A 15,371-nucleotide genomic window follows, 5' to 3' on the forward strand; every position below is an offset into this window, starting at 1 on the left:
CCTTAACTGATCGGCATTACCTGATTAATCAGGGCTTTTACGCATTAGTTTATGGTTACTTAGCAAGGTAGTCTTTAATCGACTGTTCAATGCCTGATGCATCAAGCCCTAACTCTTGGTGAAGTTCATCTTGCGTGCCTTGGGCGATAAATTTATCAGGCAGGCCAAGATTGAGCACAGGCTTCAGGATTTTCTCTTTCATCATAAACTCAATCACCCCTGCGCCCGCACCGCCTGCGATGGCGTTCTCTTCGAGAGTCACAATTACATCATGCTCGGCTGTCAGTTGAGCTATCAACGCTTCGTCGAGTGGTTTGACAAAGCGCATATCAGCGACGGTTGCATTGAGTGATTCAGCCGCTTCTAGTGCATTGGCTAGGAAGGTACCAAAACTTAGAATAGCGACCTTTTCCCCTTGACGCACAACGCGCCCTTTGCCTATCTCAAGTGCAGTAAACTCTTGTTCTATCTCTGTTCCCATACCAGTACCGCGAGGGTAGCGAACCGCTGAAGGCCCTGTATGCGTATGACCTGTGTAGAGCATCTGGCGGCATTCGTTTTCATCGCTCGGCGCCATAATTACCATGTTCGGAATGCAGCGCATAAAGCTCAAGTCAAATGCCCCTTGGTGGGTTTGACCATCGGCACCGACCAACCCTGCCCGGTCAATGGCAAACATCACAGGTAAATCCATGATCGCAACATCGTGGATCAACTGGTCATATCCACGCTGCAAGAATGTGGAGTAAATCGCCACGATCGGATGTTGACCCGCGATAGCCATACCCGTTGCGAGAGTCACGGCGTGTTGTTCTGCGATAGCAACATCAAAATATTGTTTTGGATACTCTTTTGAAAAGCGCACCATGCCAGAGCCTTCGCGCATGGCAGGTGTTATTGCCATCAATTTAGGATCTTGCGCCGCCATATCACAGAGGAAATCGCCAAAGATTTTCGAATAGCTTGGTTTACCACCGCTGCTTTTCGGTAATGAAGTATGGCTAGGGTCAAATTTAGGTACGCCGTGATAGCCGATTGGATCTTTCTCGGCAGGCTCGTAGCCTTTGCCCTTCTTGGTCATGATATGCAAGAACTGCGGGCCTTTCAGCTCACGCATATTCTTTAACGTTTTGACCAGCTCATTGACGTCGTGACCATCGACGGGGCCGATATAGTTAAAGCCAAGCTCTTCAAACAAAGTGCCAGGGACTACCATACCTTTAAGGTGTTCTTCAGTGCGACGGACTAATTCTTTGATTGGTGGCACACCAGAGAGAACTTTTTTACCGCCTTCGCGAATGGAGGTATAAAGGCTACCTGATAGTACTTGAGCAAGGTGGTTATTCAGCGCGCCGACGTTCTCTGAAATCGACATCTCATTGTCATTAAGGATCACCAACATATCTGGGTGAACGTCACCAGCGTGGTTCATCGCTTCGAACGCCATGCCCGCGGTAATAGCACCGTCACCGATAACACTCACCACCTTGCGGTTTTTGTCTTCTTTACCTGCGCTGATCGCCATGCCGAGAGCAGCACTGATTGAAGTAGACGAGTGACCTACAGACAGCGTGTCGTATTCACTTTCTTCACGCCACGGGAATGGGTGAAGGCCGCCTTTTTGGCGAATGGTTGGCATTTGGTCGCGGCGACCAGTCAAGATTTTATGTGGATACGCTTGGTGGCCAACATCCCATACCAGTTGATCAAACGGAGTATTGTAGACGTAGTGTAGAGCAACAGTAAGCTCTACTGTACCAAGTCCAGATGCTAAGTGACCACTCGATTGACTGACCGAGTTTAATAAATAGGTGCGTAGTTCATCACACAGTTGTGGCAGTACTTCCTTAGGAAGGCTACGTAGCTCATCAGGTGTATCTGCTAAAGCCAGTGTTGGATATTTCGAAATATCAAGAGTCATATAAAATGCGCGCTTATAGTGTTAGTTCTTGCGCTCGATGACATATCGGGCGAACTCTTCGAGTAACTCTGTATTGTATGGGATTGCTGCTAATGCTTGAAGAGCTTCATTTAACAGAGTGTGAGCTTTGTTGATAGCGCCATCCAAACCTAGCAGAGCTGGATAGGTGCTTTTGTTTAATTCTTGGTCAGAACCTTGTGGTTTGCCTAAGGTTTCAGTATCACTGATGATATCCAAAATATCGTCTTGAACCTGAAACGCAAGGCCAACCGCATCGGCAAATTTATCCAACTGCGGCATCACTTCTAAGCCTTTGTTGCCTGCCGACAATGCGCCAAGGCGAATGGCAGATTTCATCAGAGCACCGGTCTTGTTTCGGTGAATATCTTCCAACTCTTCAAGTGATACTTGCTTATTCTCAGCCGCGAGATCTAACGCTTGCCCCATACACATGCCGTTGGCACCGGACGCATCGGCGAGCACTCTGACCATTTTAATTCGATGATTTTCTGCCGCTGGGTTTAATGGTCCATCGGCTAAAATCGTAAAGGCCAAGGTTTGCAAAGCGTCACCGGTCAAAATGGCAGTCGCTTCATCAAATTTGATGTGGCATGTCGGTTTGCCGCGTCGCAGTTCATCGTCGTCCATAGCGGGTAGGTCGTCGTGGATAAGCGAATAAGCATGAATACACTCAACGGCAGACGCCGGAGTATCGAGATCTTCTAATTCGCAACCCAGCATCTGACCTGTAATGTAGACAAGAAACGGACGCGCGCGTTTCCCTCCCAGTAACAACCCATAGCGCATCGCTTCGATGAGGGGCAGGTTTTGGTGCGGGAGTGCTTGCAGCCAGTGTTCAAGCTGAGCATTATTGCGCTGTTGGAGTGAGGTTAATGCCTCATGCATGACAGACATCTTCTATAAACTATTCTTCAGGCTGGTCGTTAAATTCGGTGAGCGGAGATTGGTCATCATTCTGCAATAAAATACTGACACGCTGCTCTGCGTCACTTAACTTAATTTGCCCAGAACGAGCAAGAGCAATACCGCGCTCAAATTTTTTAAGCGCATCTTCCAGTGCCAAATCACCATTTTCGAGGTTTTCAACAATCGCATCGAGTTCTTCAATGGTCGCTTCGAAGGTCATGTTTTCAGGTTTCTTGCTCGCCATAACTTTTCTACGTTGACAAAGATGGACGAAAGTTACCTTAGCCGATAATGATGGTCAAATTTAACCGAGTAAAATTGTCAGAAAAATCGAGCTTTGACGGCGCTATTTTACCCACAAACTTGATTTGAGGCTAAAGTCTAGTAGATGTTGAGTACGCAATATCTATATTTATGTGAGTACAGTACCAATAAAACACTAAAGATCTTAAGATGTTGCCGATATAATTTGTTAGAAGCTTATAGATAGCATGAGGAGTGCTCTGTGGATTTAGCGACGCTGTTAGGACTGATTGGCGGTTTTGCTTTCGTTATCATGGCAATGGTTCTGGGCGGAAGCATCATGATGTTCATCGACGTTACGTCGATTTTGATCGTGGTGGGTGGCTCTACGTTCGTCGTGCTGATGAAGTTCACGATGGGGCAATTCTTTGGTGCAGCGAAAATCGCGGGTAAAGCTTTCATGTTTAAGACAGATGAGCCCGAAGATCTGATCGCAAAAGTGGTGGAAATGGCTGATGCTGCGCGCAAAGGTGGTTTTCTGGCTTTAGAAGAGATGGAAATCACCAATAGCTTTATGCAGAAAGGCATTGACCTGCTGGTGGATGGTCATGATGCGGACGTAGTGCGCGCTGCATTGCAAAAAGATATCGCCTTAACCGACGAACGTCATGATTTTGGTTCTAGCGTATTTCGGGCGTTTGGTGACGTTGCGCCTGCGATGGGGATGATCGGTACATTAGTTGGTCTCGTTGCTATGCTTTCGAACATGGACGATCCAAAGGCAATCGGTCCTGCGATGGCGGTTGCTTTGTTAACCACGCTTTATGGCGCGGTGTTATCAAACATGTTGTTCTTCCCGATTGCGGATAAGCTTTCCCTACGTCGTGAACAAGAGAAGCTCAATCGACGCTTAATCATGGATGGTGTGCTAGCCATTCAAGATGGTCAAAATCCACGTGTTATCGATAGTTATCTGAAGAATTACCTCAATGAAGGTAAACGTGCGTTAGATGTAGACAACGAGTAAGGTCGCGGATATGGAAGAAGAAAAAGCCAAATGTCCGCCCCCCGGTCTTCCATTATGGATGGGGACCTTCGCAGACTTGATGTCACTATTGATGTGTTTCTTCGTACTGCTGTTGTCGTTTTCAGAGATGGACGTACTTAAGTTCAAGCAAATCGCCGGTTCAATGAAGTTTGCCTTCGGGGTGCAAAACCGACTTGAAGTGAAAGACATCCCTAAAGGGACCAGTATTATTGCCCAAGAGTTTAGACCTGGTCGACCAGAGCCCACGCCGATTGATGTCATTATGCAGCAGACCATAGATATCACTCAGCAGACGTTAGAGTTTCATGAAGGTGAATCTGATCGCGCTGGTGGGACACAACGTGACCAAGGCGCTCTCACGGGCGGCCAGTCTCCAGATACTGCAACGCAGAATAATCAAAACTCTGAGTCAGAGAATCAACAGCAGCAAGCGGCTGAAATGTCTCAAGAGCTTGAAACTTTGATGGAGAGCATCAAAAAAGCGCTCGAACGAGAGATTGAACAAGGGGCGATTGAAGTCGAAAACCTTGGTCAACAAATCGATATTCGTATTCGAGAGAAAGGCGCATTTCCTGAAGGTTCCGCGTTCTTACAACCTAAGTTTCGTCCTTTGGTGCGTCAAATCGCTGATTTGGTGAAAGATATTCCGGGTATGGTTCGAGTTTCCGGTCACACCGATAATCAACGTTTAGATTCAGAACTTTATCGTTCCAACTGGGATCTGTCGGCGCAGCGTGCTGTTTCAGTCGCACAAGAGATGGAAAAAGTACGTGGGTTTGATCATCAAAGACTGCGTGTTCGAGGCATGGCAGATACCGACCCGTTAGGGCCAAATGATACTGAAGCTCAACGTTCGAGAAACCGTCGGGTGGAAATCAGTATCATGCAGGGCGAAGCGCTACTCAGCGACGAAGTACCAGCAGTACAATAAATTGAATATAAAGACGAGCCGAAATGCTCGTCTTTTTTATGTTCAGTGCTTCATGTATAATCTTGCGCCCTTAGAGGCAGCTGTTTGTTAAACAGACCTGCTACGCTCTCTAGAGCATGAAAATAGCGTAACAGTTAACTTGTGAAGTGAATTATGAAATTTATCGTCAAGCCCCATCCAGAAATTTTTGTAAAAAGTGAGTCTGTGCGTAAGCGCTTCACAAAGATTCTTGAGTGCAACATCCGCAACATTATCAAGAGTCGTACAGAGTCTGTGGCTGTTTTCAACCGTCGTGACCATATCGAAGTGACGGCGGAAACGGATCAATTCTACAAAGAGACCATTGAGGTCTTAACTCACACTCCTGGGATTCACCACGTCCTTGAAGTGCAGCAATCTGAATTTAAAGATCTCCACGATATCTTCGAGCAGGTATTAGAGCTTAACCGCCCACATCTGGAAGGTAAGACCTTTGTGGTACGTGCTAAGCGTCGTGGTAAGCATGATTTCACTTCGATTGAACTGGAGCGCTACGTGGGTGGCGGTCTTAATCAGGCGATCGAAACGGCCAGTGTGAAACTGCGCAATCCAGATGTTACGGTTAAAGTGGAAGTGGCCAACGAGAAGCTCAACCAAGTGATTCGACGTTACAAAGGTCTTGGTGGCTTCCCTCTTGGTACGCAAGAAGATGTGCTAAGTTTGATCTCTGGTGGTTTCGACTCAGGGGTCTCTAGCTACTTGCACATCAAGCGTGGCTCAAAAGTTCATTACTGTTTCTTTAATCTTGGCGGTCCTGCACACGAAATTGGTGTTAAGCAAGTGTCGTATTACCTATGGAACAAGTATGGTTCGTCCGCCAAAGTACGCTTTATTTCGGTAGACTTTGAACCTGTTGTGGCTGAGATTCTTGAGAAAGTCGATGATGGCCAGATGGGCGTTATCTTGAAGCGTATGTTTATGCGCGCTGCAGGCATGGTGGCAGAGAAGTTTAAGATTGAAGCATTAGTAACAGGTGAAGCGTTGGGGCAGGTATCAAGCCAAACGTTGACCAACTTACGTCATATCGATAACGTGACGGATACTTTGATTCTGCGCCCGCTGATTAACTGGGACAAAGAAGATATTATTAACCTAGCGCGTGATATCGGTACTGAAGACTTCGCTAAAACCATGCCAGAGTACTGCGGTGTAATCTCGAAGAAACCAACGGTAAAAGCTGTTAAAGCTAAACTCGAAGCGGAAGAAGACAAGTTCGACTTCTCTATTCTAGAGCAGGTGGTTCGCGATGCGCGTATCATGGATATTCGTGATATCGCCAAAGAGACGGCACAAGCCGCGCCAGAGGTAGAACAAGTTCAGGCAGTTGAAGAGCACGCTGTCGTACTTGATATTCGTAGCCCTGAAGAAGAAGACGATAATCCGTTAGAGATCGACGGTGTTGAAGTTAAGCATATCCCATTCTTCAAGCTCGGTACTCAGTTTGGCGATTTAGACCAGTCTAAGTCTTACCTACTTTATTGTGACCGTGGTGTAATGAGCCGTCTTCAGGCACTTTACCTACAAGAGCAGGGCTTCAGCAATGTTAAAGTTTACCGCCCTTAGTCGTAACCCTCACTGGTAAGATAGCAAGCGCAAATCGTTGTTCGATTTGCGCTTTTTTTGTCTATTGCACGCTAAATTTAACGAAATTCGCGATCTGCACATTTTGCTGAGAATATACACCATTCAAAAATTAAGGGCTCTTGATTTTGTGATCTATATCACGATTTTGGTTGGTGATAATTATTACATTTGTTTGTCTTTTCCGAAACACTACATTTTTCACTTTGATTTATATCTATCATTATTCCTGTATTACCAACTAGTTATCATGTAGCACGTGGCTTGTGTTTGCGTTTCCTAACACTGCTTGATGTCGATTGCTTTCATTATTGGAAGGTTAGTTTTCAAGTTCGAGTGATGAGGTTTTGCTTTGAACTGCTCATAATGCGCCGGATGTAACAATGTATTTCAAAGCGTAACAATAAACTCACACTAAGAGTGTGGTTTAATCCTCATCTCAATCGTGTTTATTTCTCTCTGATACCAACGTTACTCATGCTCAACACATAAACATTCTAATGACTATAACAACTGGTTCTATGTATCTTCATTGCAACCAGACAACCATCGAGAAAGTTAATGGAAGCCTCAAGATATAAACGCATCTTGTCTAGGGGGAGTTTGGCGTCCGTCATACTTATGCTCTCAGGATGTAATTCTGCGCTACTTGACCCGAAAGGTATTATTGGTATCCAAGAAAAAGAGCTGATCATTACAGCTCTGTTGCTGATGCTAATCGTTGTGATCCCTGTGATTCTAATGACAATTTATTTTGCTTACCGATACCGAGCAAGTAACACCGACGTCGAGTACGCTCCAGAATGGTCGCATTCGACCAAAATCGAAGTGGTGGTATGGACAATTCCAATCATCATTATTGCCATTCTTGCCACCATCACTTGGCGTTCTACTCACGAGCTAGAGCCATCCAAAGCCATAGTGAGTGACGTAAAACCGATGACGATTGAAGTGGTCTCGCTTGATTGGAAATGGTTATTCATCTATCCAGAACACAATATAGCGACTGTGAACTATGTTGCGTTTCCAAAAGACGTACCTGTGACCTTTAAGATCACCTCCGACAACATCATGAACGCGTTCTTTATCCCGCGCTTAGGTTCTCAGATCTACGCGATGCCTGGGATGGTGACTAAATTAAATTTGATCGCTAACCACGAAGGGGACTACAAGGGGATAGCATCGAACTACAGTGGCGAGGGTTTTTCGCAGATGAAGTTCACCGCATCGGCTATGCCAGATCGCGCTGCATTCCTTAATTGGGTGCAAAAAGTAAAAGCGAGTCCTGACCGAATTGAAGACTGGGAGCAATACAGCTCGTTGGCTGAGCCAAGCGTTGCTGCACCGGTCACTTTATTCTCAAGTATTCCTCCGTTTCTGTTCAGCAACATCGTGACCCAGCATCCGGGTTCCATGAATTGTTTGTCTGACAATCAAGGATAATCAAATGTTTGGAAGATTAACTCTGGATTCAATTCCATACCATGAGCCGATTATCATCATTACGCTTGCTATCGTAGCTCTAGTGGGATTAGCCGTAGTGACTGCCGTGACCAAAGCAGGAAAATGGCAATATCTATGGAATGAATGGTTTACTTCGGTAGATCACAAAAAACTTGGCTTCATGTACATTGCCGTCGCTATGTTGATGCTTGTGCGTGGTTTTGCTGACGCTGTAATGATGCGTAGCCAACAATTGCTTTCTTCTGCGGGCGAAGCGGGCTATTTGCCGCCGCATCACTACGATCAAATCTTTACCGCGCATGGCGTGATCATGATTTTTTTCGTCGCGATGCCACTTGTGATTGGCCTAATGAATATCATAGTACCTCTGCAAATCGGTGCTCGTGATGTGGCTTTCCCATATTTGAATAACTTGAGCTTTTGGTTGTTTGTGGTCGGCGTAATTTTGACCAACATGTCTTTAGGCTTGGGTGAGTTTGGCCGTACTGGATGGTTGGCCTATCCACCTCTGTCAGGCATTGAGGCAAGCCCAGGAGTCGGGGTCGATTACTGGATATGGGCGCTGCAAATCTCCGGTGTAGGTACCACGCTGACAGGTGTGAACTTCTTTGCAACGATTTTACGTATGCGCACACCGTCAATGCCATTGATGAAGATGCCAGTATTCACTTGGGCGTCACTGTGTGCCAACATCCTGATCATTATCTCGTTCCCAATTTTGACTGTGACTATCGCGTTGCTTACGTTAGATCGTTACTTGGGTATGCATTTCTTTACCAATGATCTTGGCGGCAACGTAATGATGTACGTCAACTTGATTTGGGCTTGGGGTCACCCTGAAGTTTACATCTTAGTGCTTCCTGTTTTTGGTGTGTTCTCAGAGGTAACAGCGACGTTCTCACGTAAAAAGCTGTTTGGTTATACCTCGCTAGTTTGGGCTACGATTGCTATCACTATCTTGGCTTTCGTTGTTTGGTTACACCACTTCTTTACTATGGGCTCGGGCGCAAACGTCAATGCTTTCTTTGGTATAGCGACAATGATCATTTCAATCCCGACTGGGGTGAAGATCTTCAACTGGCTGTTCACCATGTACAAAGGCCGTATTCGCTTTACTACGCCAATGTTATGGACGGTGGGTTTCTTAATTACCTTCACTGTTGGTGGTATGACAGGCGTATTGATGGCGGTGCCGGGAGCAGACTTTGTTCTGCACAACTCAGTATTTCTAATTGCCCATTTTCACAACGTGATTATCGGTGGTGTCGTGTTCGGCTGTTTTGCTGCTCTGACTTACTGGTTCCCTAAAGCGACCGGTTTCACCATGGATGAAACTTGGGGCAAACGCGCTTTTTACCTGTGGATTATTGGTTTCTTGATGGCGTTCCTACCGCTTTACGCGCTGGGCTTTATGGGCATGACCCGTCGTTTAAGTCAAGACATCAACCCCGAGTTTTTCCCTCTGCTATCCGTCGCAGCTGCGGGAACGGTAGTGATTGCTTTGGGCATCTTGTCTCAATTTATCCAAATCTATGTGAGTATCCGTGACCGTGAACAAAATCGCGATCTAACGGGTGACCCGTGGGGAGGCCGCACTTTGGAATGGGCAACGTCTTCACCTCCGCCGTTCTACAACTTTGCTCATCTGCCAAAAGGCGATGTACTGGACGCATTTTGGTACCAGAAGCAAAGTGGTGAGTTCGATCCTATGAAAGCTGTCGATTACGAACGAATCCATATGCCGAAGAACACGCCAACAGGTATGTATGTGTCGGCTTGGGCTCTTGTTTTTGGCTTTGCGATGATCTGGTACATCTGGTGGCTCGCCGCTGCAAGCTTAGTGGGTATCGTTGTCACCTGCATTCAACACAGCTACAACGAAGATGTGGATTATTACGTCGAAGTGGAAGAGATCAAAGCGATAGAGGCTGCGCGCCAAGCTGAGTTGAAAGAAGCGAAGAAAGGAACTGTGAAAGATAACCAAAATAGCGATGATCTGGAGGTGACCTATGCAAACTAATGTCGCTGCTCATCATGACCATGATCACCACCATGACACGAATGGCAACAAGCTGTTTGGTTTCTGGGTTTACCTGATGAGTGACTGTGTATTGTTTGCGACTTTGTTCGCGACATACGCTGTGTTATCGAGTAACTCGATAGCAGGTCCTACAGGTAAAGAGATCTTCGAACTGCCGTTTGTGTTTGTTGAAACCATGCTGCTGCTTTTCAGTAGTATCACATTCGGTTTTGGCATTATCGCGATGAAACGTAACGATGTAGCGGGTCTCAAACGTTGGATGCTAGTGACGTTTGCGCTTGGTCTTGGCTTTATCTGCATGGAAGTTTACGAGTTCCATCACCTGATTGAAGAAGGCTATGGCCCGCAAACCAGTGCATTCCTATCAGCATTCTTTACGCTGGTTGGAACGCACGGCCTACATGTGACTTTTGGTCTGATTTGGTTAGCGGTGGCTTATCATCAGCTTTCTACTAAAGGTCTGAACGACAATATGGCGATGCGTTTTAACTGCTTGAGCCTGTTCTGGCACTTTCTCGATATTGTTTGGATTTGTGTCTTTACCATTGTGTACTTAATGGGGGTTATGTAATGGGCCAACATGTTGAAAGCAGCGCAGCGGATTACGTAAAAGGCTTCGTCGCGTCGCTGATCTTAACTGTGATTCCTTTCTATTTCGTTTGGACGAAGGTACTGCCAGCAAACGCAACCTATGTGGTGATGTTTACCTGTGCTTTAGTACAGATTTTTGTGCACTTTAAGTATTTCCTTCATATGGAAGCAAAAACGTCAGACGGACGTTGGAACTTAGTCTCACTGATGTTTACTGCCATAGTTGTGCTGATTTTGATCGCGGGTTCGATCTGGATTATCTATAACATGAACGTCAACATGAGACTTTAGTCATGGCGACGCTGAAAAGTTATTTGTCTATCACTAAACCGGGCATTATTTTCGGCAACTTGATATCGGTCGCGGCGGGTTTTTTCCTCGCCGCAAAATCTGAGCCTGCGAGCCTGTTGTTGTTTTTGACAACATTGGCAGGTGTGGGGTTGGTGATTGCTTCAGGTTGTGTGGTGAACAATATTTTTGACCGCGATATAGACCAAAAGATGGCACGTACGCAAAATCGAGAACTGGCCAAAGGCAACATCAATATTGATATTGCCTTTGTTTACGCCTTGGTGATGTTATTGGTGGGAACGGCAATGCTGTTCCAATTAGCCAATCCACTTTCGGCGGTCGTGGTACTGCTTGGTTATGTTTACTACGTGTTCTTCTACACCATGTGGTACAAGCGTAACTCGGTCTATGGAACGCTGGTTGGGAGTATTTCTGGTGCTGTACCACCACTGGTGGGCTATCTGGCAGTGACTAATTTTATTAGTCTCGAGGCCATTTTGCTGTTTACCATGTTCTGCTTATGGCAAATGCCGCACTCGTACGCGATTGCTATGTTCCGTATGCAAGATTATCGAGATGCCGGGATTCCAGTTCTACCTGTTAAAGAGGGCATTCATAAAGCTCACCGACATATGAAAGCTTATGTGGTCGCATTTAGCCTAGTTTCATTGAGTTTATTTTTACTTGGTGAGGCGGGTTTTGAATATCTTGCAGTGGCTGCTTTAGTCTGCTTTATGTGGACCAAAGTGACTTTCCGTACGATAGATGACAGCAATTACCTAGTATGGTCAAAATCGGTGTTTAAAGTCTCATTGCTGGTGGTGATGGGGATAAGTGGCGTTCTTGGTTTTGAACTACTGCCCGCGATTATCTAATCACAACTAAAACAGACCGTTGATTCGGTTCAATAAACGTCACTCTTTGCTGTGAACAGGAATTGTTAGCCAGCGAGTAAGGAGTGACGTTTTTGTATTTTCTATATCCAAGACATAAAAAAACACCGCCATATAGGCGGTGCTAAAAAATTTGACAGACAGGTCAAAATAAATACAGGAAGTAGATGTTTCGTTTCTCATCGAAACCAAACTGGTAGAAACCTACCGAACTCGAAATACGAGTTTGCAAACACAACATCGCAATAAGTGGTCAATTGATTTAAAGGAAAATCAAGCCGTTCTGACTTCTTATTGCGGGGTGAAATATAGAATTTCTCTGGTCGTCAGACAATCGACATTTTATAATGTTTCAGATAAAAAAAACTAATCCAATTTAGAGTAGGTTACTATGTCTAGACGATTGCCTCCTTTGAACTCATTAAAAGTGTTTGAAGCAGCAGCCCGACATTTGAGCTTTACCCGCGCAGCGGAAGAGTTGTTTGTGACTCAGGCTGCCGTCAGTCATCAGATCAAAGCGCTAGAAGAATTCCTTGGCTTAAAACTGTTTCGACGCCGAAATCGTTCTCTACTCCTGACCGAAGAAGGTCAGAGTTATTTTCTTGATATAAAAGACATTTTCACTTCACTGGCAGAAGCGACTGATAAAGTGCTTGAGCGCAGTGAAAAAGGTGCCTTGACTATCAGTTTACCGCCAAGCTTCGCTATCCAGTGGCTCGTCCCTCGCTTAGCTGACTTTAATCAGCAAGAGCCGGACATAGACGTGCGTATCAAGGCAGTGGATATGGATGAAGGTTCGCTGACGGACGATGTCGATGTGGCTATCTACTATGGGCGAGGAAACTGGCCTGGTTTACGGGCCGATAAACTCTATCAAGAATTTTTGATCCCTCTCTGTTCGCCTTCATTGCTGCTGGGCAGTAAACCATTAGAAACTCTAAGTGATTTAAGCAAGCATACGCTTCTCCATGACACCTCACGTAAAGATTGGAAACAGTTTGCCAAACAAAATGGCATTGAAGGCGTGAATGTTAACCACGGCCCGATATTTAGTCACTCGACTATGGTACTTCAGGCTGCCGCTCATGGTCAGGGAGTCGCTTTGGGTAACAATGTACTGGCTCAGCCGGAGTTAGAAGCCGGGCGTTTGATCGCACCGTTTGACGAAGTGTTGTTATCTAAAAATGCTTTTTACGTTGTTTGTCACGACAAGCAAGCCGATATGGGACGTATCGCCACGTTCCGCGATTGGATGTTAGCGAAAGCGCAAAGTGAACAAGAGGAATTATTGGATGACTGATTATTTGATTGATGGTGAACAACATAATCCTTTGTTTATTTTTGCTCACGGCGCAGGGGCTGGCATGGACCATAGCTTTATGGAGGCTGTGGCTAAAGGTTTGGCGACTAAGGGCATTCAAGTTGTACGTTTTAACTTTCCCTATATGGTCAAACGCGCTCAAGATGGCAAGAAGCGCCCACCAGACAGAGCGCCAAAACTGTTGGAAGCGTATCAATCGGTTATCGAAGAGATAAGCCCGTCTGGTCGAGTAGTTATCGGTGGTAAGTCGATGGGGGGACGTATGGCGAGCTTGCTGGCCAATGAAGACAACGTTGCCGCAGTGGCGTGTTTAGGTTTTCCGTTTCATCCACCAGGCAAACCCGAAAACTTTAAAGGCGCACATCTGGCTGAGTTAGCGAAACCATGTCTTATTTTGCAAGGTGAGCGCGATACCTTTGGCAATAAAGAAGAGTTTGAGCATTTTGAGCTATCACCTGCCGTTGAGGTCAAGTTTATTGCTGATGGTGATCATAGCTTCAAACCACGTAAACGTTCAGGACACACTGAATCAGGCAACATTGCCTACGCGGTCGAACATCTTGCCAAATTTATTCTAGGGGTGTCTGATGATCAGTAAACAATGGCTAACTATTGGTGGTGCGGCTTGTGGTGTTGGCGTCGCTTTAGGGGCCTTTGCGGCTCATGGCTTAAAGAAGATTTTGTCGCCGTATTTGATTGAGGTTTTTGCTACTGGAGTTCAATACCAGTTTATTCACGGCATCGCTATTTTGCTTTGTGGCGTTTTACTGCAGTTAAAATTGCCACTTAAGTCACAAAAATATTTCTCCCTCGCGGCAGTTTGCTTTATCATCGGCATCTTTTGTTTTAGCGGCAGTCTTTACGCCTTAGCACTAACAGGAATCAAATGGTTTGGTCCTATCACACCATTTGGCGGTTTAACATTTATGCTAGGTTGGGGATTGTTCGTTTACGCAGCACTACAGGTTAAAGAGGTGAATCAGTGAAACAGTTAATGCTCTACTGCCGCAGCGGCTTTGAAAAAGAGTGTGCCGGTGAAATTCAGGATCGTGCAACTCAGCTAGAAGTATTTGGTTTCCCACGCCTTAAAAAGAACACAGGTTATGTGCTGTTTGAGTGTTACCAAGACGGGGATGCACAAAAACTTGTTAAAGAGCTCGATTTTAAATCCTTGATTTTTGCTCGCCAAATCTTCGCCGTTGCGGCTGAAATACAAGAATTGCCACGCGAAGATCGCATTTCACCGATTCTCCATGATTTAAGCTTTGTCGATAGTATGCCGCGTTGTGGTGACATTCGTATCGAAACGCCCGACACCAATGAGGCGAAAGAACTGCTTAAGTTTTGCCGTAAGTTTACTGTACCTATGCGCCAAGCACTGCGTGGGAAAGGGATTCTGCTGGGCAAAGACAATCCGAAAAAGCCCGTTCTGCATATCTGCTTTGTCGGCCCGACTCACTGCTTTATTGGCTACTCACTGCCAAATAATAACTCCCAGTTCTTTATGGGTATCCCGCGTCTCAAGTTTCCTGCCGATGCACCAAGCCGTTCGACACTCAAGCTAGAAGAAGCGTTTCACGTATTTATTCCTCGTGAAGAGTGGGATGAGCGACTTGCACCGGGGATGTGGGGTGTAGACTTGGGCGCATGTCCCGGTGGTTGGACGTACCAACTGGTTAAACGTTCGATGTTCGTTCATTCTGTCGACAACGGTATGATGGCAGATAGCTTAATGGAAACTGGTCAGGTTAAACACCACCAAGAAGATGGTTTCAAATTTGAGCCAGCGCGCAAGAACGTGACTTGGTTAGTGTGTGACATGATTGAAAAACCTTCCCGCGTTGCTCAATTGATGGGTGAGTGGATCATTAGTGGCTGGGCAAAAGAAGCAATATTTAACCTAAAATTACCAATGAAAGGCCGTTACGACGAAGTGCTGGAAGATATTGAAAACCTGAAAGTCTTCCTTAAAGAGCATGATGTTAAGTTCAAGCTGCAGGCGAAACATTTGTATCACGACCGCGAAGAGATTACGGTTCATGTTCAGTGTCTATCGAACATCTCACCGCACTAATGTGAA

The 15,371-nt window shown here is 45.7% G+C and carries 15 protein-coding genes; 12 read left to right on the forward strand and 3 right to left on the reverse strand.

Annotation, left to right across the window (positions count from 1 at the left end):
• Positions 1-55: 55 nt before the first annotated feature.
• From dxs to xseB, 3 genes are read right to left on the reverse strand one after another with little or no spacing between them, the layout of a single operon-like run.
• A complete protein-coding gene (gene dxs, locus TW81_RS06815; protein ID WP_045954963.1) occupies positions 56-1,921 on the reverse strand; it encodes a 1-deoxy-D-xylulose-5-phosphate synthase in 1,866 nt (621 codons plus the stop codon).
• A 21-nt stretch (positions 1,922-1,942) separates the two neighbouring features.
• The gene (gene ispA / locus TW81_RS06820; RefSeq protein ID WP_045954964.1) at positions 1,943-2,827 is read right to left on the reverse strand and encodes a (2E,6E)-farnesyl diphosphate synthase; all 885 of its coding nucleotides are present in this window, start codon (positions 2,825-2,827) and stop codon (positions 1,943-1,945) included.
• 19 nt (positions 2,828-2,846) lie between these two features.
• Positions 2,847-3,092 (reverse strand): exodeoxyribonuclease VII small subunit, encoded by a 246-nt coding sequence (gene xseB, locus TW81_RS06825; RefSeq protein ID WP_045954965.1) that lies wholly within the window; start codon positions 3,090-3,092, stop codon positions 2,847-2,849.
• 261 nt (positions 3,093-3,353) lie between these two features.
• Here xseB and pomA point away from each other — a divergent pair, with 261 nt between their 5' ends.
• The 12 genes from pomA (at position 3,354) to rlmM (ending at position 15,365) form a co-directional block, all read left to right on the forward strand.
• Entirely contained in the window at positions 3,354-4,118 is a 765-nt protein-coding gene (pomA, locus tag TW81_RS06830; protein ID WP_045954966.1) for a flagellar motor protein PomA, read from the forward strand.
• Positions 4,119-4,128: 10 nt separating this feature from the next.
• Positions 4,129-5,070 carry a flagellar motor protein MotB gene (locus TW81_RS06835; protein ID WP_045954967.1) on the forward strand — a complete coding sequence of 314 codons (942 nt, stop codon included), beginning with the start codon at positions 4,129-4,131 and terminating at the stop codon, positions 5,068-5,070.
• 153 nt (positions 5,071-5,223) lie between these two features.
• Entirely contained in the window at positions 5,224-6,672 is a 1,449-nt protein-coding gene (thiI, locus tag TW81_RS06840) for a tRNA uracil 4-sulfurtransferase ThiI (RefSeq protein ID WP_045954968.1), read from the forward strand.
• Between the two features lie 579 nt (positions 6,673-7,251).
• Positions 7,252-8,133 carry a ubiquinol oxidase subunit II gene (cyoA, locus tag TW81_RS06845; RefSeq protein ID WP_084715828.1) on the forward strand — a complete coding sequence of 294 codons (882 nt, stop codon included), beginning with the start codon at positions 7,252-7,254 and terminating at the stop codon, positions 8,131-8,133.
• 4 nt (positions 8,134-8,137) lie between these two features.
• The gene (cyoB, locus tag TW81_RS06850; RefSeq protein WP_045954970.1) at positions 8,138-10,174 is read left to right on the forward strand and encodes a cytochrome o ubiquinol oxidase subunit I; all 2,037 of its coding nucleotides are present in this window, start codon (positions 8,138-8,140) and stop codon (positions 10,172-10,174) included.
• Positions 10,164-10,766 (forward strand): cytochrome o ubiquinol oxidase subunit III, encoded by a 603-nt coding sequence (gene cyoC / locus TW81_RS06855; protein ID WP_045954971.1) that lies wholly within the window; start codon positions 10,164-10,166, stop codon positions 10,764-10,766. The genes cyoB and cyoC overlap by 11 nt, the downstream gene beginning before the upstream one ends.
• A complete protein-coding gene (gene cyoD / locus TW81_RS06860; protein WP_045954972.1) occupies positions 10,766-11,077 on the forward strand; it encodes a cytochrome o ubiquinol oxidase subunit IV in 312 nt (103 codons plus the stop codon). The genes cyoC and cyoD overlap by 1 nt, the downstream gene beginning before the upstream one ends.
• Positions 11,078-11,079: 2 nt before the next feature.
• Positions 11,080-11,952: a heme o synthase gene (cyoE, locus tag TW81_RS06865; protein ID WP_045954973.1), complete on the forward strand. Its 873-nt coding sequence runs from the start codon at positions 11,080-11,082 to the stop codon at positions 11,950-11,952.
• 409 nt (positions 11,953-12,361) lie between these two features.
• Complete coding sequence (locus TW81_RS06870) at positions 12,362-13,270, forward strand: transcriptional regulator GcvA (protein ID WP_045954974.1); 909 nt, start codon at positions 12,362-12,364, stop codon at positions 13,268-13,270.
• Positions 13,263-13,889, forward strand: a complete 627-nt coding sequence (locus TW81_RS06875; RefSeq protein WP_045954975.1) for an alpha/beta fold hydrolase — start codon at positions 13,263-13,265, stop codon at positions 13,887-13,889. Before TW81_RS06870 ends, TW81_RS06875 begins: the two co-directional genes overlap by 8 nt.
• Positions 13,879-14,277, forward strand: coding sequence for a DUF423 domain-containing protein (locus tag TW81_RS06880; RefSeq protein ID WP_045954976.1), 399 nt, complete (start codon positions 13,879-13,881; stop codon positions 14,275-14,277). The genes TW81_RS06875 and TW81_RS06880 overlap by 11 nt, the downstream gene beginning before the upstream one ends.
• On the forward strand, positions 14,274-15,365 hold the full coding sequence (rlmM, locus tag TW81_RS06885) for a 23S rRNA (cytidine(2498)-2'-O)-methyltransferase RlmM (protein ID WP_045954977.1): 1,092 nt from the start codon (positions 14,274-14,276) through the stop codon (positions 15,363-15,365). Before TW81_RS06880 ends, rlmM begins: the two co-directional genes overlap by 4 nt.
• The last annotated feature ends 6 nt before the right edge of the window (positions 15,366-15,371 follow it).

Source organism: Vibrio galatheae (assembly GCF_000967545.1).
Lineage (GTDB): Bacteria > Pseudomonadota > Gammaproteobacteria > Enterobacterales > Vibrionaceae > Vibrio > Vibrio galatheae.

Bases quoted from the DNA above. Each gene is read 5' to 3' on its own strand.
- dxs (WP_045954963.1), bottom strand. From the start codon at position 1,921: ATGACTCTTGATATTTCGAAATATCCAACACTGGCTTTAGCAGATACA.
- ispA (WP_045954964.1), bottom strand. From the start codon at position 2,827: ATGCATGAGGCATTAACCTCACTCCAACAGCGCAATAATGCTCAGCTT.
- xseB (WP_045954965.1), bottom strand. From the start codon at position 3,092: ATGGCGAGCAAGAAACCTGAAAACATGACCTTCGAAGCGACCATTGAA.
- TW81_RS06835 (WP_045954967.1), top strand. From the start codon at position 4,129: ATGGAAGAAGAAAAAGCCAAATGTCCGCCCCCCGGTCTTCCATTATGG.
- thiI (WP_045954968.1), top strand. From the start codon at position 5,224: ATGAAATTTATCGTCAAGCCCCATCCAGAAATTTTTGTAAAAAGTGAG.
- cyoA (WP_084715828.1), top strand. From the start codon at position 7,252: ATGGAAGCCTCAAGATATAAACGCATCTTGTCTAGGGGGAGTTTGGCG.
- cyoB (WP_045954970.1), top strand. From the start codon at position 8,138: ATGTTTGGAAGATTAACTCTGGATTCAATTCCATACCATGAGCCGATT.
- cyoC (WP_045954971.1), top strand. From the start codon at position 10,164: ATGCAAACTAATGTCGCTGCTCATCATGACCATGATCACCACCATGAC.
- cyoD (WP_045954972.1), top strand. From the start codon at position 10,766: ATGGGCCAACATGTTGAAAGCAGCGCAGCGGATTACGTAAAAGGCTTC.
- cyoE (WP_045954973.1), top strand. From the start codon at position 11,080: ATGGCGACGCTGAAAAGTTATTTGTCTATCACTAAACCGGGCATTATT.
- TW81_RS06870 (WP_045954974.1), top strand. From the start codon at position 12,362: ATGTCTAGACGATTGCCTCCTTTGAACTCATTAAAAGTGTTTGAAGCA.
- TW81_RS06875 (WP_045954975.1), top strand. From the start codon at position 13,263: ATGACTGATTATTTGATTGATGGTGAACAACATAATCCTTTGTTTATT.
- TW81_RS06880 (WP_045954976.1), top strand. From the start codon at position 13,879: ATGATCAGTAAACAATGGCTAACTATTGGTGGTGCGGCTTGTGGTGTT.